Annotated in this window: 22 protein-coding genes; 4 read left to right on the forward strand and 18 right to left on the reverse strand. The window is 28.5% G+C overall.

Translation table 11 applies throughout. From position 1 onward, the window contains the following. Positions 1-22 precede the first annotated feature (22 nt). The 4 genes from CCE28_RS01140 to CCE28_RS01155 all read right to left on the reverse strand — a co-directional run bounded on the left by CCE28_RS01140 (position 23) and on the right by CCE28_RS01155 (position 2,710). Positions 23-925: a CPBP family intramembrane glutamic endopeptidase gene (locus CCE28_RS01140; RefSeq protein ID WP_095130121.1), complete on the reverse strand. Its 903-nt coding sequence runs from the start codon at positions 923-925 to the stop codon at positions 23-25. 118 nt (positions 926-1,043) lie between these two features. Beyond that, positions 1,044-1,736, reverse strand: coding sequence for a hypothetical protein (locus tag CCE28_RS01145; RefSeq protein WP_095130123.1), 693 nt, complete (start codon positions 1,734-1,736; stop codon positions 1,044-1,046). A 121-nt stretch (positions 1,737-1,857) separates the two neighbouring features. Then, positions 1,858-2,358, reverse strand: coding sequence for a signal peptidase I (lepB, locus tag CCE28_RS01150; protein WP_095130125.1), 501 nt, complete (start codon positions 2,356-2,358; stop codon positions 1,858-1,860). Positions 2,359-2,515: 157 nt separating this feature from the next. Continuing rightward, positions 2,516-2,710, reverse strand: a complete 195-nt coding sequence (locus CCE28_RS01155; RefSeq protein ID WP_095130127.1) for a hypothetical protein — start codon at positions 2,708-2,710, stop codon at positions 2,516-2,518. Between the two features lie 136 nt (positions 2,711-2,846). On the opposite strand from CCE28_RS01155, the gene CCE28_RS01160 reads away from it, so the two are divergent. Beyond that, positions 2,847-3,029 (forward strand): hypothetical protein, encoded by a 183-nt coding sequence (locus CCE28_RS01160; RefSeq protein WP_095130129.1) that lies wholly within the window; start codon positions 2,847-2,849, stop codon positions 3,027-3,029. Between the two features lie 47 nt (positions 3,030-3,076). Here CCE28_RS01160 and CCE28_RS01165 read toward each other — a convergent pair whose 3' ends face one another. The 4 genes from CCE28_RS01165 to CCE28_RS01180 form a co-directional block, all read right to left on the reverse strand. Continuing rightward, complete coding sequence (locus tag CCE28_RS01165; protein ID WP_095130131.1) at positions 3,077-4,693, reverse strand: ABC-F family ATP-binding cassette domain-containing protein; 1,617 nt, start codon at positions 4,691-4,693, stop codon at positions 3,077-3,079. A gap of 194 nt (positions 4,694-4,887) precedes the next feature. Further along, positions 4,888-5,109, reverse strand: coding sequence for a hypothetical protein (locus CCE28_RS01170; protein ID WP_095130134.1), 222 nt, complete (start codon positions 5,107-5,109; stop codon positions 4,888-4,890). A 68-nt stretch (positions 5,110-5,177) separates the two neighbouring features. Beyond that, positions 5,178-6,530 carry a hypothetical protein gene (locus CCE28_RS01175; protein ID WP_095130136.1) on the reverse strand — a complete coding sequence of 451 codons (1,353 nt, stop codon included), beginning with the start codon at positions 6,528-6,530 and terminating at the stop codon, positions 5,178-5,180. Next, positions 6,523-6,876 carry a hypothetical protein gene (locus CCE28_RS01180; protein ID WP_095130138.1) on the reverse strand — a complete coding sequence of 118 codons (354 nt, stop codon included), beginning with the start codon at positions 6,874-6,876 and terminating at the stop codon, positions 6,523-6,525. Before CCE28_RS01180 ends, CCE28_RS01175 begins: the two co-directional genes overlap by 8 nt. Before the next feature lie 166 nt (positions 6,877-7,042). On the opposite strand from CCE28_RS01180, the gene CCE28_RS21970 reads away from it, so the two are divergent. Further along, positions 7,043-7,216 carry a hypothetical protein gene (locus CCE28_RS21970; protein ID WP_176461586.1) on the forward strand — a complete coding sequence of 58 codons (174 nt, stop codon included), beginning with the start codon at positions 7,043-7,045 and terminating at the stop codon, positions 7,214-7,216. Between the two features lie 35 nt (positions 7,217-7,251). Further along, positions 7,252-7,437, forward strand: coding sequence for a hypothetical protein (locus CCE28_RS01185; RefSeq protein WP_095130140.1), 186 nt, complete (start codon positions 7,252-7,254; stop codon positions 7,435-7,437). Between the two features lie 40 nt (positions 7,438-7,477). On the opposite strand, the gene CCE28_RS01190 is transcribed toward CCE28_RS01185, so the two are convergent. The 9 genes from CCE28_RS01190 to CCE28_RS01230 all read right to left on the reverse strand — a co-directional run bounded on the left by CCE28_RS01190 (position 7,478) and on the right by CCE28_RS01230 (position 14,549). Beyond that, positions 7,478-8,704, reverse strand: a complete 1,227-nt coding sequence (locus CCE28_RS01190) for an HlyD family secretion protein (protein WP_095130142.1) — start codon at positions 8,702-8,704, stop codon at positions 7,478-7,480. Positions 8,705-8,728: 24 nt separating this feature from the next. Continuing rightward, positions 8,729-8,974: a hypothetical protein gene (locus CCE28_RS01195; RefSeq protein ID WP_095130145.1), complete on the reverse strand. Its 246-nt coding sequence runs from the start codon at positions 8,972-8,974 to the stop codon at positions 8,729-8,731. Between the two features lie 654 nt (positions 8,975-9,628). Further along, complete coding sequence (locus CCE28_RS01200) at positions 9,629-10,513, reverse strand: radical SAM protein (RefSeq protein ID WP_330396793.1); 885 nt, start codon at positions 10,511-10,513, stop codon at positions 9,629-9,631. Positions 10,514-10,527: 14 nt separating this feature from the next. Next, a complete protein-coding gene (locus CCE28_RS01205; RefSeq protein WP_095130148.1) occupies positions 10,528-10,995 on the reverse strand; it encodes a methylated-DNA--[protein]-cysteine S-methyltransferase in 468 nt (155 codons plus the stop codon). After that, entirely contained in the window at positions 10,988-11,914 is a 927-nt protein-coding gene (locus CCE28_RS01210; protein ID WP_095130149.1) for a DNA-3-methyladenine glycosylase family protein, read from the reverse strand. Before CCE28_RS01210 ends, CCE28_RS01205 begins: the two co-directional genes overlap by 8 nt. A gap of 102 nt (positions 11,915-12,016) precedes the next feature. Further along, a complete protein-coding gene (locus tag CCE28_RS01215; RefSeq protein ID WP_095130151.1) occupies positions 12,017-12,523 on the reverse strand; it encodes a YcxB family protein in 507 nt (168 codons plus the stop codon). 25 nt (positions 12,524-12,548) lie between these two features. Further along, entirely contained in the window at positions 12,549-13,025 is a 477-nt protein-coding gene (locus CCE28_RS01220; RefSeq protein WP_095130153.1) for a hypothetical protein, read from the reverse strand. 348 nt (positions 13,026-13,373) lie between these two features. Beyond that, the gene (locus CCE28_RS01225; RefSeq protein ID WP_095130155.1) at positions 13,374-14,078 is read right to left on the reverse strand and encodes a hypothetical protein; all 705 of its coding nucleotides are present in this window, start codon (positions 14,076-14,078) and stop codon (positions 13,374-13,376) included. Positions 14,079-14,321: 243 nt separating this feature from the next. Next, entirely contained in the window at positions 14,322-14,549 is a 228-nt protein-coding gene (locus CCE28_RS01230) for a glutaredoxin family protein (RefSeq protein WP_095130157.1), read from the reverse strand. Positions 14,550-15,023: 474 nt separating this feature from the next. Between CCE28_RS01230 and CCE28_RS01235 the strand changes: the two genes are divergently transcribed. After that, positions 15,024-15,218, forward strand: a complete 195-nt coding sequence (locus tag CCE28_RS01235; RefSeq protein ID WP_095130159.1) for a hypothetical protein — start codon at positions 15,024-15,026, stop codon at positions 15,216-15,218. Positions 15,219-15,426: 208 nt separating this feature from the next. Here CCE28_RS01235 and CCE28_RS01240 read toward each other — a convergent pair whose 3' ends face one another. Next, positions 15,427-16,287, reverse strand: coding sequence for an AraC family transcriptional regulator (locus tag CCE28_RS01240; protein WP_095130161.1), 861 nt, complete (start codon positions 16,285-16,287; stop codon positions 15,427-15,429). Positions 16,288-16,414: the final 127 nt, after the last annotated feature.

Below are 16,414 nucleotides of genomic sequence, written 5' to 3' on the forward strand. Positions count from 1 at the left end.
ACACAAAAAACCCATTTGATTTTTAAATGGGTTTTTGTGCTTCCTTTTTTATTAGTCTTAATAATACATAAATACCTACCATTAAAATTAATGTGGACACGATTCCAGCCTCTGGTCCAAAACTTCCTCCTGTTATCCAGTTAGAGCCCACAGATTCTAACTTAAACAAAGTTCCCGTATCTACTTGATTACCACTAACTTCAAATCCATAAATATTTCCCTGTGCCCAGTTCCACGAGGCATGAATGCCACATGCACCCCATAATTCCTTATATTTTATAACATAAAGTCCAAATAATAGACCTACTAATACAATATTCATTAAGGCTATCATATTTACATTTGGATTGAAAAAATGAGCTAAGGAAAAAAGCATAGAAGATACTATAAGTCCTAACCCAGCACTGTATCTAGCTCCTATTATATTCATAAGCCATCCCCTTGTTAAAATCTCTTCTGTGGCACTTTGAACTACCCATGCAGGTAAGACCAACAAAACACTTCCTATAGCTGCTACTCCCACTTTTCCATGAAAATTTTTATCTAGTATGGCATTTCCTGTTACAAGCAAAATGAAGGTTACAATGGAAAATAATATTAATCCTATAAAGAATCCTCTCATATAATTCTTAAAGGCATTTCTTTTATAAAATCCCAAGGTAGATATTTTTCTTTTTTCTATGAATTTCACCCAAAAAAATACGCATACACTAATTAAAGAAAACATTATAATTAATTGTGTTACGAATGCACTTACATTAGTAAAATTTATTTTGCTTAAAGATATTAATATTGATACTCCTACGCCTAGAAATTGGCCTACTATGAAGAATCCTATTCCTAATAGTATGGCAACAATTAAATTAGGTAAATATTTAGCCTTTCTTGCCTCATTAAATAAACCGGTCTTATTATTTAGTAACATATATAATTCACCTCCACCTTAATTATAGTATTAGTTTGAAATTATTTCCAACATTATATACTCCATATTAAATGTAGAGGGCACAATAAAGTATTATTCTTCATTGTGCCCTCTACATTTAAATTTTCTCTTTAAATTTAGGATCTATATAATCTTTTATTTCATTAATTTCTATTTTAATTTCTACAAACTCCTTGGCTGTATCACTTAAAGGCATGTAAAATAAAATTATATAATTATCTCTTAAATATAGATTCATTCCCTCTGCTTCCACATTGTCAATGTTTTGAGCTTTAGCTTTCTCATTGATTATATCCTTTACTTTTTTTTGAGATTCTTCATCCTTTTTAAAAACATTGTAAGAAGTTATCTCTTCATTTGCTTCCAGATCAAAAGTTACGCTAGTCTTAATCTTTATTTCCCCTATATTAATCATCTTTCCTTTTCCATCATATAATACACTTATGACCTTATTATTTTTTTTAGTAACCTCATAGTCAATATTTACATGCGAATATACTTCCTTATTAGAATAAGGCTCTATAGCATTTTTAAAGTCTTCGTTTACTTTATCAAATTTCATTTCTGTAGAGGTACTTTTAAGTTCAGGGTAATACAACTTAATATTTTTTTCTAAACTAAGTTCCTTCTTCTCTATCTCATAGTTTAAAGCCATATCTTCTTCTTCTTTATCAATAGGACCTTCCTTTAGACCGCATGCGGTTAAGCTCAATACCATTATTAGTAGTATACTTATGGAAATTTTCATGAAATCCATAGCATAACTTCCCTTTATCTCTTTTTTTCTCATTCTTCAACCTCCTTAAGGTTTAAAGTTTTTAAGCCTACTTACTACATACTAGTATTTCACTTGAAAACATATTTTATAATAATGTATAAAGGATAAAATAGATTAAAATCTATCTTATCCTTTATTTAATAATTCCCAATTTATTGAAGGGATATATTCTAAAAAATACTTTTCCCTTTATTTTATCTTTTTTTATAGGACCTAATTTTCTACTATCTAAACTAATTTCCCTATTATCTCCCATTACAAAAATCTTATCTGCAGGAACTCTTATCTTTAAATCCTTACCTACATAATTATCTTTAATGTAGTTTTCATTAATTTCTTCTCCATTAACATAAGTTTTTCCATTTCTTATCTCTACTAAATCTCCACTTACCCCTATAACTCGTTTTATCAAGTTCTTAACCTTACCTGTAGATGTCATAATAAAGGTTTTAAAAATTACCACATCTCCCCTTTCAGGTTCCATTAATGTATAGGGAATTTCATTTATAAGTAAGTAGTCATTATTATAAAAACTTGGATCCATGGAATTTCCTTTTACTAAAGTTGGCCTGATAAATACAGATATAATTAGAGCTAATACAGTAGCTAGTATGAAAGTTTTTATCCAATCCATAGTGCATTTGTCCAAAATTTCTCCTTCTTTCACATAATCTATTTATATAATTTGGCTATTACCTTTGATATTAGCAATAAATTACATCCTAGTCAATTTTTTATAAAATAAAAAAAGACCAGTTTTCAAACTGCTCTTAATATGCATATTTTTAATATTAATTTTTATGATATTTATTTATTAATTCACCGTATTGTTCCATCAAGTCATCTGATTTTTCCTCTAAGGTTTCCAGTCTTTTAGATAGACTATTTATAGCACTATCTAATTCATTAAAGCCATCGGATATTTGAGAAAATATTTTATTTATTTGTTCTATTTGTTTTAATTCTTCTTCATATTTATTATACATAAATTTATCCCCACTTTCTTACTTTTATTCCTATTATTAACTATATTCAAAATTTTTATACTATATGTATAAAATGTAGGGCCATTTGATGATATAATATTCCTAATATGAAATTTATAACATGGGAGGAAGTATTATGAGTAAAACATATGAAGAATTAGCTACTGAAATTACAAAAGCATGGTTAGAAGCCATAGGCTCTTGTGCTGGTGGAGATACATCTAGTCCAGCCCTTAAGGCTTTAGACCTTTTAAATAACACTGAAAAAATAAATGAATTTTACAAGGAGATACATAAGACTATAAGTACTACAAAATAACTTCTTTATAAGTAAAGTGGGTGATTTAATTAAATCACCCATTTTATCTATTCATACATTTTATCTATATTGTTTTGAATTTCATCATCTTCTAAGAAGTCATCAAAGTCTATTTCTTTGTCAAATACACCCTTTGGTGTAATTTCTATTACCCTATTAGATATAGTTTCAATAAACTTATGGTCATGAGATGTAAATAACATAGTTCCTTTGAAAGCAACAAGTCCATTATTAACAGCTTGAATAGATTCTAGGTCTAAGTGATTTGTAGGCTGATCTAAAAGTAGCATATTAGCTCCTGATAACATAAGCTTTGAGAACATACATCTTACCTTTTCTCCTCCAGATAATACGTTACACATCTTAAGAGGTTCTTCTCCTGAGAACAACATCTTTCCTAAGAATCCTCTTATAAAAGTTTCTGATTTTTCTTCTGAATATTGTCTTAACCAGTCTATTAGGTTTAAGTTTAATCCCTCAAAATAAGAGCTATTATCTTTAGGTAAATGATCCTTTGTTATAGTTACTCCCCACTTGAAAGTTCCTTCATCTGGCTCTATTTCACCCATTAATATTTTAAATAAAGTGGTCTTGGCAATTTCATTTCTTCCAAGTATTATTATCTTATCACCCTTACTTACAGTAAAGCTTACATTGTTTAATACTTTAACTCCATCTATAGTTTTACTAATTCCATCTACCATAAGAATATCCTTACCAGCTTCCCTCTCTGGTGTAAATCCAACAAAAGGATACCTTCTTGAGGATGGTTGAATATCATCTACTGTAATCTTATCTAAAAGTTTCTTTCTAGAAGTGGCTTGCTTAGCCTTTGAAGCATTAGAACTAAATCTTGCAATAAATGCTTGTAATTCTTTAATCTTTTCTTCTTTCTTTTTGTTTTGTTCTTTCATTAATCTTAAAGCTAATTGACTTGATTCATACCAGAAATCATAGTTTCCAACAAATAACTTAGCTTTACCAAAGTCAATATCCAACATATGAGTACATACTTTGTTTAAGAAGTGTCTATCATGGGATACTACTATAACTGTCTTTTCATAAGTTATTAAGAATTCTTCTAACCAGTTAATAGCTCTAAAGTCTAAGTGGTTAGTAGGTTCATCTAGTAAAAGGATATCTGGCTCACCAAATAATGCCTGAGCCAATAAAACCTTAACCTTTTCATTTCCCTTTAACTCGTTCATTCTTTTAGAATGTAAGTCTTTTCCAATACCTAATCCCATTAATAATTTTTCAGCATTTACTTCTGCTTCCCATCCATCTAATTCTGCAAATTCACCTTCTAATTCAGATGCTTTTATTCCATCTTCTTCTGTAAAATCTTCTTTCATATATAGGGCATTTTTTTCTTCCATTATTTCATGTAATCTCTTATGGCCCATTATAACTGTATTTAACACTTCAAATTCATCAAACTCAAAGTGATTTTGCTTTAAAACAGCAAGTCTTTCACCTGGAGTAATAGATACATTTCCCTCATTAGGTTCTATCTCTCCTGATAATATCTTTAAAAAAGTAGATTTTCCCGCTCCGTTTGCCCCTATAACTCCATAACAATTGCCTGGAGTAAATTTCACATTTACATCATCAAATAATTTTTTATCTCCAAATCTTAATCCTATACCAGTTACTGTAATCAAATTTACTTATGCCATACAAACTTTCTTGTATAGCTTCCTCCTCTCGGTTTATGAATTTCATATACGCTAAAAAATTGCACAGTTAAATGTGCAATTTTAATATCTACCTTTTAAATTATACACTCTTTTCAATTAGTATCAAATACTTTTTTTAATAGTATTTAAATTTTAATCATTATAATTAATCATAACCTTTAAATTTCTTTTGTTTTTGATAGTCTACTCTTAATAATATGATATATTTTCTCTTCATTTAAAAATTCCCCATCCTCGTAAGAACTCTTAAATGCGCCTATGAACTTTAACCTCATATTATCCTTTTTTAATCCTGTACCAAGTATTAAAAAGTTATCTCCTTTTAATACTTTCAAGTTAAAATCTCTACATTTGAAATCAATATTTTTACCCTCAGACATTTTCCACTGCCTCCTATGAACAGTTCCTACAGATTATTTATATAATATTATTTCTGATTTCATAATTATTATTCAACAGCTCTTTCAACTTCTACATCCTTATTTAATGAATCTACATATATATAGTAACTAGTATCATTTAAATCCCCAGTAAATCTCCATTTGAAAAACAATTCTTCTGTTCTATCCCTATGTCCAGTTAATATTTGATCTTTTATTTCCATATTAAAGTCTATTAAGTTTTTAGCTCCTTCGTAATTTCTAAATACTTCATCATATTTATTGTCTTTTAAAGCCATACCTATCCAATAATCTTCAAAATCCATTTTTATTATCTTTCCTTTGTTACCAAGGTCTAACTCCACTTCTATGGTGGCTGCTAAATTTATATAGTTATCTGTTTTTCTACTTAAATTTAATTCTAGAATTCTTCCCCTTATATTAGACTTTGTTACCTGTAAGTTTTTGAATCCTCTCTCTTCCAAAAAACTTACTATATATTTTTTTGCTTTCTCTATAGATATATTTATGTCATAATTTCTATACTTTTTTATATCTTCTTCTATATGATCCCAATTGTCATCTTCTACTCTTTGAACTTTTCCACTTCTCTTATACAATTCTATTTTATATCCACTATCACATCTAAACCTTATATCTCCTATGAATATATCTTCATGTCCATATCTTGATTCTCCACCACCACTAGTATGTATATTATTTGTAGTATCTAAGCCTTCCATAAATTTCTTTGCTTTAATTATAAGTTCTTCTTCAGAGAGAAATACCTTTCCATATACGTGTTCTACAGGCGGCATCCTTCTTTTTTCTCTTTTTATATCTGTTGAGTAGTCATAATCTTCTCTAGGATAATTGCGAATATAGGTATTCATCTCATTTATAGCATTACTTACATCTTCACTATATATTAAATCTTCCAATAAAGTATTACGTATGAAGGGTTCGTATTTGTAGTTTATATCATTTAATTTCTTATATATTTTATTCATATTCCCTATGGCATTTCTATTTTCATCAGTCATAGGTATATATCCATCCCTATAATTTTCTAGAAACCTTTCAGTAAACCAAGTATATTCCCTTAAATCTACTTCCCTCTTTATATTATTTAGACCGTAAACATTAAAGCTCCTTAATCTATTACTTTCTTTGCATGTGTCTATGGCATAACCAATGTCTTTTTCCATTCTTTCATTAATATTAGTATTTATTAAAATCTCAGCTGTGATTTCTTCCATTGTTCTATATAATCTATTTTTAAGGTAATATTCATTTTGTATATCTCTAGCTCTATGATTTAAAAGATTTTTGTATATTTTCATGTGCTGTATAATCAAATAGGATACGCCTATTACACCTATTAATATAACCCCTATCATTATCTTTCTATTTTTAAACATTCCTCTTCCTCCACATAGATATTTCATTATGTATGAAATAAATACTATATCCTAATAGTCCTATGACTAATATATAGCCTAAGACATTTATTATATCTATATTAATAACTGCCATAATTATATATGATACGCCCAATCCTGTTATAGAAGCTTTGTCCCTTAATCCTCCCTTTCTTATATACTCTATACTAGCTATTCCTATTAATATAACTCCCATGACTAGCAACCTAACTTGGTATAATCTAACTCCACTTATGTGGAAATATTTCTCTATTATATGGCCTATTAAAAACCAAATGCCCATATATACTATCCAATCTAAAATACTTTTAATTATCCTCTTCATTGTCTCTTCTCCAATCGTCAATTTATATAATCTATTTTAAATAAAATATTTCCTTTATGTTGTCATTTTTTGTCATAATAATATTTTTTTCTAAACTCCTTTAAATAAGTACCTTCATTATATATACTTGTAATATGGACAAATATTTTACAAAAGAGGTGTATTAATGTTAAATTTTTTCATGAAGTATAAAAAGATGATTAAAATATTATTTTATTTTAGTGTGTTCTTATATTTTCTAATTGATAGTTCATATATAACGGCTATAACTGTAGTATTATCAGTTATAATGATCCCTCTATCAATAGTAGAAATTAAACAAATCAGAAATAGAGTTTAGAAAATAAATCCCACCCAAATAAGGAGACCAGATTAATGGACATAATTTCTTTTATCATTTTATTTGTTAAACTAGCCATGTTTTTTCACTTTGCCTTGTCATTAGTAAAGGGAATAATAAAGAAAGTTAAGAAGGAAAATTCTAAGCAACAATTTGAAGAGGCTTTCATGTCTTTAGGCCTTTTAATTTTAATTTATAGTTTAGAAAAGTTTATTAAATAAATGAAATATAAAAGGACAGCTTTTAAACTGTCCTTTTATATTATTGTTGTGTTCCACTATCCTTACCAGTAAGTCCTGGTAGTCCTAGGAACATATTAGCATTTTTCGCATCTGTCACTAAAGTGTCTGGGTATTCTCCATTCCATCTTTTAGCTCTTTCAAGTTTTGCCTCTGCTTCCATAAGCATTACTTCCATACGCTTTAACTTAAGCTCTTGATCTATTACAGATGCCTTTATCTTAACAGCCTTAGCGTCAGCTGTTGCCTGTTCTACTTTCATTTCATTTAACGCCCTTTGTGCTTCAAGTTTAGCTTGCGCTTCTGATTGTGATTGTTCCACATTACGTTTGTTTATAGCCTGTTGAGTTTGATAGTCCTTCTCTGCTTTAAATTTTTCATCTATGGCCTTTTGTATTTCAGCATTTTCAGGAGTTAAACCACCCTTCATACCTAGTACACTTATTGTGATACCTCTTTCCTTAAAATATGAAATTACACCCTTTACAGATTTTTTAGCTGGCCTCGCTGGTTCAAATGGCTTAATTAAATTTCCATTAGCATCATATTCAGCCTTACTCTCAGGTATAGCGGCCATTTCTTGTCTACCATTTCTTATGTAGCTTATTATTTGGTCCTTATTAGATATAACCCCTTCATATGGCATAGTTCCTGCGATCTCAGCATATAGTGCTTCTACCATAGGTCTAATCTCCGTATCCATTATAGCTTCTAGAGGTCTTTCTCCATAATTATATCTATATTGAACCGCATCATTTTCTTTTATCATGGCAGTACAGTTCATTCCACTATAGAAAGTTATACTATCTTTAGCTTCTACTTTTATAGCTTCATCTGCATCCTGGTTAGTTCCACCTGGTCCATTTACCCATTCCCTAGTTACTGGAGTCCTATCTATAACTAATAATCTAGCCTTACCTCTCCATTCTCCTTGTCCTGGTAGTCTTCCCGTTTGTAACCAATAATGAGGTATCTTAATATCTTTTTCTGTTACTAATTGATTACGCATATCATCTTCGCTTAGGAATTTCTTTTGATTTTCCATATCTCCAACTACTGGAACTAAGAAAGCCGTTTCATTCGACTTTATAGTTACTATCTCTGGTTTATCATAAGGTCTCTTAAATACATTAAAAGCCATAAATATTACTACTACAGCCACTACTATTAGCATAACTTTTTTGTTTCCTAATTTCTTAAAATCAGGTTTTTTGATTTGTGGCTTTGGTATTTTAATACCTTCTTTCATTACATCTCCCCCTTAAGTGAATATTCAACCCATCCTTCTAAGTGTACCTCTAATCTCCTTTGACCATATAAGGCCTAATAACAGGATTATTATTATCCATTCATAAGTATGAACTAATTGGAAAAATTGAAGTCCCTCAAAAGCAATATCTGGATTATCAGCTTGTTGCATTGCAAATGCTTCTTGAATATTAGGATATATAATAGCCGTAAATATATATTCACTAATAAACAAAATTCCTGTTAATATTGCTTTTATTACTTTGGACAATAGATGTTCCTCCCCTCATTGTGTTAATATTTAGAATTCAAAATATATTATGGTAAATATCTTAGCACAAAAAGTGTATTTTGTCACTTTTTATTATGAGTTATTTTAAAATATTTTACCACTCGTATATTTTACCATTTTTTTCCTCGTCCCTTCTACCCTTATATTATTTTATTCTTATAAAAGTATATTTTTACCATCTATAGGAGATACTTATATTAATAAGCGCTTTCCTCTACTTCGTATATTTCTAATTAGGTGGTGAAGAAGCTATGCTAAATATAACAATTAATCTAACCATAGATCTTGCAGCCATAGTAACATACACCTCTATTACTGCTAGCATTCTTACTATATATTCTCATTATCATAACTAAGCTATATTTCTCACTATGTTGTAGATTTAATTCTTATATACAAATGACACCCTCATTAGTCTTATACATAAGATTAGTTACAAAAGAAAAGTAGAGTGAAGAGTAAAACAAGGCACGCTTTTTAAGCGTGCCTTATCTATTTATAATTGGATTAAATATAAGAAAGTAGCATGTTTCCATGTTACTTTCTTATATTATATTTAATAAATCCATTAAACTATTTAGTTCATAGGTGAGTTTCATATCTGTAGTATTTTCTATTCTCAACTCCAACCCCTTAAAGACTTCCCGATTCTGGATTCCTAAAATTAGAGGAATCCAGCGATAGTGCATAGTCTATTTCTTCTATCATAGATTTTTTATCTCTTAATAACAAACCTTCTATATTCCAATAATTAGATATATGATCACTAACTAAGCATGTATTTATTTCATTTATATTATTAATAAGTACCTTAGTTTCTTCTAGAGCCTCATGAGGATTTAACAACTGAAAATCGCCTCTTTTATATTCTTCATATAATTCGGTTCCCATCCTAGGCATTAGTGTTCTGAGTCTCACAAAGTCAGGTTTTATTTCATTAATGACCTTAGCACTATTAATAGCATGGTTTGAGAATAACTCTCTTCCTCCTAAACCTACAATATAGTATAGGCTTAGTTCTATGCCAGCATTCTTTATTAACTTTCCAGCTTTGATCATTTCATTTCCTGTGTAACCCTTATGTATTTTACCTAAAACTTCATCATCTCCAGATTCCATACCACAATGTATTCTAGTTAATCCATGATTTCTTAGTTCTTTTAATTCCTCTAAAGATTTTAAATTAATATATTGTGCAGATCCATACATGGTGGCCCTTTTTAAATTTGGAAATAATGACTTGGCATAACTTAATATATCTAATAGATCTTTAGTCTTCATTAAAATAGTATTTCCATCACTAAAGAATATTTTTTCTAATTCTTCTCCGTATATATCTTTAGCATACTCTAAATCCTTCTTTATATGGTTTATACTTCTTATCTTAAACTTTCTATCTTTGTACATATTACAAAAACTACATTTATTATGGGGACATCCTATAGTTGCTTGAATTATTAGACTATCAAACTCACTTGGAGGTCTATATATTACTCCCTCGTATCTAATGACTATCACCCCTTTATTATCTATTAGTTAGAACTTTTCTTTTCATGGTTTAATAACCAATCTTTCCTATGTACACCACCTGCATAACCAGTAAGTTTTCCATTAGATCCTATTACCCTATGACAAGGTACTACTATACTAATCTTGTTCTTTCCATTAGTAGTTCCTACAGCTCTTACTGCCTTTTCATTTCCTATTCTAACAGCTATATCCTTGTAAGACACAACTTGTCCATAGGGAATATTTAATAGTTCATTCCACACCTTCTTTTGAAAATCAGTTCCCACAAAGTCTATTTTTAAATGAAATTCTTTCCTATTACCTTCAAAGTACTCTTTTATTTGTACTAATGCTTCTTTTAATATTTCCGGTTTTTCTGTCTCTTCTTTTTTTTCTTCCACAAACATAATAGACAACACACTATCATCTGAAGTAATTATTTCTACAGTCCCTAATTCTGATTCATAATAACTATAATATTCTTTAATCATACAAAGACCTCCATAAATAAAAAGTAGCATAGGACTCCCAATCTTTCCAATTTTCCGCCATTAATTCTATTTCTTCAAGTTCTGGCTTTTTTTCAAGTCCTAAAATATTTTTTAATGCATTCTGAATACCCACATCTTTTATGGGAAAGGCACAATTTATAGAAAAACTTTTCATTATGGCATAATCAGCAGTCCAACTACCAATGCCTCTAATACTTATTAGCTTTTTGAATAATTCATTATAGGATAAATTGTTTTTTAATATTTCTTTTTCAAATTCCTTATTTAAAAATAATTTTGCAACATCTATAACATATTCAGCTTTTCTAATAGTAAATTGTAATTCTTTTAAATGTTCAACCTTAAGATTAGCTATAACTTTAACTTTAGGAAAAAGCCAATATTCCTCATTTTCATAAGTTACACTTTCTCCGTATTTCTCCACAATCCTCTTTTTCAATGTATAAGCAAATTTCAAATTTATCTGTTGCCCAATTATGGCCCAACATAGACATTCAAATAAATTGTTAATCTTAATAATCCTTAAACCATAATACTTGTCCATTAATTTACTTAAAATAAAATTTTCTCCCACTGACTCATAGAAGCTAGTTAGATTAGTGGACAGATCAAACATATTCCAAACATGTAAACCTATTTTTTCTTTAATAATCTTATTTGGTATATGGTTTAAAAACTTCACTTTCATTATCCCATCATTATGGCTAATCTCTACTAAAGTTTTATTGTCTTCTATTTTTATTAACTTATATACTTTTTTATCTCTTACTTTATGCGTGCATTCTAAATCTGATCTATTTAAATATACTAAGCATTCTTTAAAGTTAAATTCCTTTGGTGTATATATTTCTATAAAAGAATCAAATGCCTTACAATTATCTTTAAATTTATCTTTCATACTTATATTATCACCTTCCATCTCCATAATAATATATTATCACAAACATACGTTCCTAATCCAGTTTTTCTAATAAAAAAGAACCCTAATAGCTTTAAGGTTCTAATCTATATTATTCTTTTCTTGAAAATGTCTTATTAGAAAATTATAAAATTTAACAGCTTCATTTTCTGTTTTAAAAGCTCTTTTAGGTATGGGATATGCTTGTATTTCACTTAAAAATATGAAAATATACTCCTCTGTCATTTCTATATTTTTTACACTATTCCATATATGAAACCTACTACAGTAGTAGGTTTTCTCTGTGATTCCTTCTTCACTTACTTCTATGGTGTGTTTTCCCAATATCCCCCCTTCATCTTCTGCAAATTTGAATGCCCTTTTTCTAGTACCGTGAACCATTATGTAATAAATAATTCCAAATGAGATAACTGCACAAACTAATGAATATATCTTGGAATTTGTAATAGCTCCTAAAGAAATATATATTGTAATAGGTACTAATATAATTGCCAATATAATGGTCATCTTAGTTCTGAAATTATTATACTTAACATACTTATTAAAATTCCAGTAATCTTCTTTAGTAGTATCATAAGTTATCTTCATATATTATTACAACCTTTCCCTACTATTAATCTAAATCAATATAAATATCTAAACATACTCTTTTATGTTCACAATAATCTTTTATTTTTATTACAAACTCTTTTAAGTCTAACATACCATAAAGAGAATAGGATTCTTCAAAACTCTCATATTCATCCCCTACCAATCCCTTATAGTATATGGTAATAACAGGTCTTTTATAAACTAATCTCCTTATATCTATAATTTCATCAATCTCTATTCTTTTTATGTTTTCCCAATATATAGTAGACAGTACTGATGTACTTTTGCTTTTTAATCCTATATATTTATCTGTTATAACTATCTCTTTCACATGATAGTTAATAACATTAGATACTATTCCTAACAACATTATTATTAATGGTAATTTATCGTCATAATCAATTTTAAATAAAATTATAATAAAACTACAAACCCCTATACCTATAAGAACCTTTCTATAATCAAATTTCTTATTTATTTCATATACTCTCTCCTCCACTCTTATCCCACCTTACCATTTATCTTTTAAGTTTCTCTTGTGCATATTATCTTATAGAATTTTTAATCAGTATAAAATATAAACATATTAAATATAATATTCTAAATTCCTAACTCAACTCCTTTCATTTTGTAAATATTTGTATATTCACTTTTAAATAAAAAAGATTAATTCAAAAATTTAATTTCTAAATTAATCTTTTTTATAACCTATCTAGTATAATTAGACTTATTACTTATCATTAACCATAGGACCTCATATTTATCGGTTTATAATTTATTATATTTACACTATATTCTATAATCTAGATGAATGTATAAAAACCGTATAGGTGCCATAATGCAAATCCTAAAAGAAAGGTTTATAAACATAATCTATAAGTTCGTAATCAATTTCATCACCTTGTTCCGTCACTAATTGGAATAAAATCGGTTCTTTTGAATTGATGGGATTAATTTGCTTAGTTGGAATATCATAGACCTGCAAACCATACCTTTGAGGTTTTGCAATTATGATAACTTGGTTACCGTATGTAATGATTTTCAAAACTTTTGATTTCATAACTACTGTACGAATAAAAGTCAAAGGATTATCCAATACAGGAAATTTATGACTTTCTTCTGTTATTCCTAACTCGTGAACAAAATCATAATTTACTGATGCGGTGGTATATGTTGTAAACAATCTGTGCATTGCATAATGAATCCTAATTGGAACATAACTCCAACGGCCATATTTACTATACCAATACTCTTTATATGCTTGTCGCTCCCATTTAGGGTTATTATATGCTAATCGTAAATTTAACTCATGACCTTTTTCAATTACTTCTGTAATGGAATAAACTTTCCTGGGTAATGGATATTCAAAGAATGGTGGATCATCCATATTTTGTGGAATTGCTGGTTCCAAACTTTTTAACCTTTCTTTCAGTGATTTACAGGAATCTTCAGATCCATATACTTGAGAGTTTGCATCACCATTATAATTAGTAATAGCAATAGAACCCATTAATAATATAATAAATACTATTATAGATTTTTTTAATGCCATAACATCACTTCCTATTAGTTATAAAATTATTTTTTCCATTATTGCTAACATAAATTAAAATATATGAAAGGTATATTGATGATTCTTTGAGAATTAAAGGTAATGCTAATATATAAAATAATAAAAAAGAAACAAAAAAATTACAGGTTATGTTTTCATGAACCTAAAGAATAGCTCAAAAACCCATAACCTGCAACTGATAATCGGTTACCTTAAAGAGACTTTAGTCGTCTTTGATCAGATCTATGCAAGTAATTCATCAAGCTTATTTTTATCAAAGCCAACAACCATCTCTTCATCAACAAGGATAGCAGGAACTCCCATGATCTTTCTTTTCAGAAGTTCTTTTCTAGCATCAGGATCAGTCTGAACATTTCGCTCTTCAAACTCAATATTTTTTGCTGAAAGATACTCTTTCGCAGTATGACAATGTGGTCATGTATTGCTAGTAAAAACTACAACTTTTTTCATATCTTACACCTCCTGATATTATTATTACCCATGTCTTTTAAAAAAAACATGGCTTTCACTTTATCTTAGAACTAAAGATGTAAGTTAAAATGCATATCATTATTCACAAGCCATACCTTATGCCAAGTATTTCTTAAGTTATATTAACTATTAAAAATGATTATACAGAGTATATAAAAAATAAAATAAATGTTTATTTAAAACTTAGACATAATATTTTTGATTTTGTTAAAAAATATAGTAAAGAAAATAAAAGAAAATTAGCTGATCAACATGTATGCTTGCTAGGCAAAATTCAAAAAATGATGAGGCATGAAAAAAATTATTTGGTTTGTGATATTAATATGTCGAAAATATATTCTAATGCATTAATGCATATATTGTATCCAATTAAACTAAAAGTAATTTTATAATAAAATAATTGAAAATATGATTTTTATTTTAAAATATACAAATATGAGGTGAGTACTTTTTATGAATTCTAAAATACACAATCAAAAGCAACAAGATAACCATGAAAATGAAAAAGATACAAATAGTTTAGCTTTTAAGTATGATTTGAGTAATAGAAGTAACCAATTAAACCCTACTAACCCAGAATTTAAGGGTAGAAATACATTTGATGGTTCTAAAATATATCTTGATAATAAAAAACATAAAGATATTTAGAATAATGAGAAACATATAAAAAGTAAGTTTTATATTGGTTCAAATGAAAAAAATAATGCACTAATGATAAATTTTCACAAACCCAATAGTTACAATATTTTCCTACCTAGAAATCTCTCAAGAAATCAATTGAACAATAGGATATAGATAGGATTATAAAAGAAATGGGGTAGCAAATGCTACCCTTTATTATTGTTTATAAAAGTTGTTAATCGATAACTATGGGAACCCAAACTTCTGATCTATAATCCTCTGCTTGTGGATCTCCTTCATAGTATACTTCTATCTCTGGTCCACAGGCATGTTCGTAGCCAGTAGCAGGAAACCATTCTGTGAATATTTTCTTAGTTACATTTTGAATTGATTCTGGAAGAGGTCCTATACTTTCAAATATGGCCCATGTTAATTTAGGAACTTCTATTGTAGTAGGTCCTTCTAATCCTTCAACTTCATTTCCTTCTACAGCTATTAAATAATCAAAGTCTTTAGTCTCTTGGCAGAAGTTTGTGCATACACCTAATACTCCTAAAGAACCTGCATTTTCTTCTAATATTTTATATTTACCAGATTTGAATACTTCATCCCAAAATAGTGGTATCTTTCTAAAGTTCTCTCCATTTTCACCATTAAATCTTCTAGATACTCCTACAATTTTAAAGGGTTCCTTTTCTTGAATACTATAATTCATTCTATCTTCTCCTTTTACTGTAATTTGAAAGGATAGAGGTGGAATTGCTTTTAATTTTATATTTTCTTTTCTTACCTTAGATGGACTTACTCCATGGAGCTTTTTAAATGCCTTCGAAAATGACTCTGGCGTTTCATATCCTAACTTCATGGCAATGGTAATTATTTTTTCATTATCACAGATTAAATACTTAGTAGCCAAAGATAATTTTCTAAGTCTTATATATTCTCCTAGTGACATACCCGTTAACATGGAAAACATTCTCATAAAGTGAAACTTAGAGCACATGGCTACTTTAGCAATTTCATCTGATGTAACATCATTTTCAATATTATCTTCTATATAATATAAGGCTTCATTCATATTCTTAATCCAATTCATCCGTATCCCTCCATATATCTATCATATATTATCTTCTTCATAAAAACCTGTTTTTCCTTGCTTGTTAATGACAAGTTTTGCATAAATAAAAAGGTACCCTATATCACAATAGAATACCTTTTATAAT

Source organism: Anaeromicrobium sediminis (genome assembly GCF_002270055.1).
Lineage (GTDB): Bacteria > Bacillota > Clostridia > Peptostreptococcales > Thermotaleaceae > Anaeromicrobium > Anaeromicrobium sediminis.

What these genes read in the sequence shown, in the direction of transcription:
- CCE28_RS01140 (WP_095130121.1), bottom strand. Translation starts at nt 925, where the DNA reads ATGTTACTAAATAATAAGACCGGTTTATTTAATGAGGCAAGAAAGGCT.
- CCE28_RS01145 (WP_095130123.1), bottom strand. Translation starts at nt 1,736, where the DNA reads ATGAGAAAAAAAGAGATAAAGGGAAGTTATGCTATGGATTTCATGAAA.
- lepB (WP_095130125.1), bottom strand. Translation starts at nt 2,358, where the DNA reads ATGGATTGGATAAAAACTTTCATACTAGCTACTGTATTAGCTCTAATT.
- CCE28_RS01155 (WP_095130127.1), bottom strand. Translation starts at nt 2,710, where the DNA reads ATGTATAATAAATATGAAGAAGAATTAAAACAAATAGAACAAATAAAT.
- CCE28_RS01160 (WP_095130129.1), top strand. Translation starts at nt 2,847, where the DNA reads ATGAGTAAAACATATGAAGAATTAGCTACTGAAATTACAAAAGCATGG.
- CCE28_RS01170 (WP_095130134.1), bottom strand. Translation starts at nt 5,109, where the DNA reads ATGTCTGAGGGTAAAAATATTGATTTCAAATGTAGAGATTTTAACTTG.
- CCE28_RS01175 (WP_095130136.1), bottom strand. Translation starts at nt 6,530, where the DNA reads ATGTTTAAAAATAGAAAGATAATGATAGGGGTTATATTAATAGGTGTA.
- CCE28_RS01180 (WP_095130138.1), bottom strand. Translation starts at nt 6,876, where the DNA reads ATGAAGAGGATAATTAAAAGTATTTTAGATTGGATAGTATATATGGGC.
- CCE28_RS21970 (WP_176461586.1), top strand. Translation starts at nt 7,043, where the DNA reads ATGTTAAATTTTTTCATGAAGTATAAAAAGATGATTAAAATATTATTT.
- CCE28_RS01185 (WP_095130140.1), top strand. Translation starts at nt 7,252, where the DNA reads ATGGACATAATTTCTTTTATCATTTTATTTGTTAAACTAGCCATGTTT.
- CCE28_RS01190 (WP_095130142.1), bottom strand. Translation starts at nt 8,704, where the DNA reads ATGAAAGAAGGTATTAAAATACCAAAGCCACAAATCAAAAAACCTGAT.
- CCE28_RS01205 (WP_095130148.1), bottom strand. Translation starts at nt 10,995, where the DNA reads ATGATTAAAGAATATTATAGTTATTATGAATCAGAATTAGGGACTGTA.
- CCE28_RS01210 (WP_095130149.1), bottom strand. Translation starts at nt 11,914, where the DNA reads ATGAAAGATAAATTTAAAGATAATTGTAAGGCATTTGATTCTTTTATA.
- CCE28_RS01215 (WP_095130151.1), bottom strand. Translation starts at nt 12,523, where the DNA reads ATGAAGATAACTTATGATACTACTAAAGAAGATTACTGGAATTTTAAT.
- CCE28_RS01225 (WP_095130155.1), bottom strand. Translation starts at nt 14,078, where the DNA reads ATGGCATTAAAAAAATCTATAATAGTATTTATTATATTATTAATGGGT.
- CCE28_RS01235 (WP_095130159.1), top strand. Translation starts at nt 15,024, where the DNA reads ATGAATTCTAAAATACACAATCAAAAGCAACAAGATAACCATGAAAAT.
- CCE28_RS01240 (WP_095130161.1), bottom strand. Translation starts at nt 16,287, where the DNA reads ATGAATTGGATTAAGAATATGAATGAAGCCTTATATTATATAGAAGAT.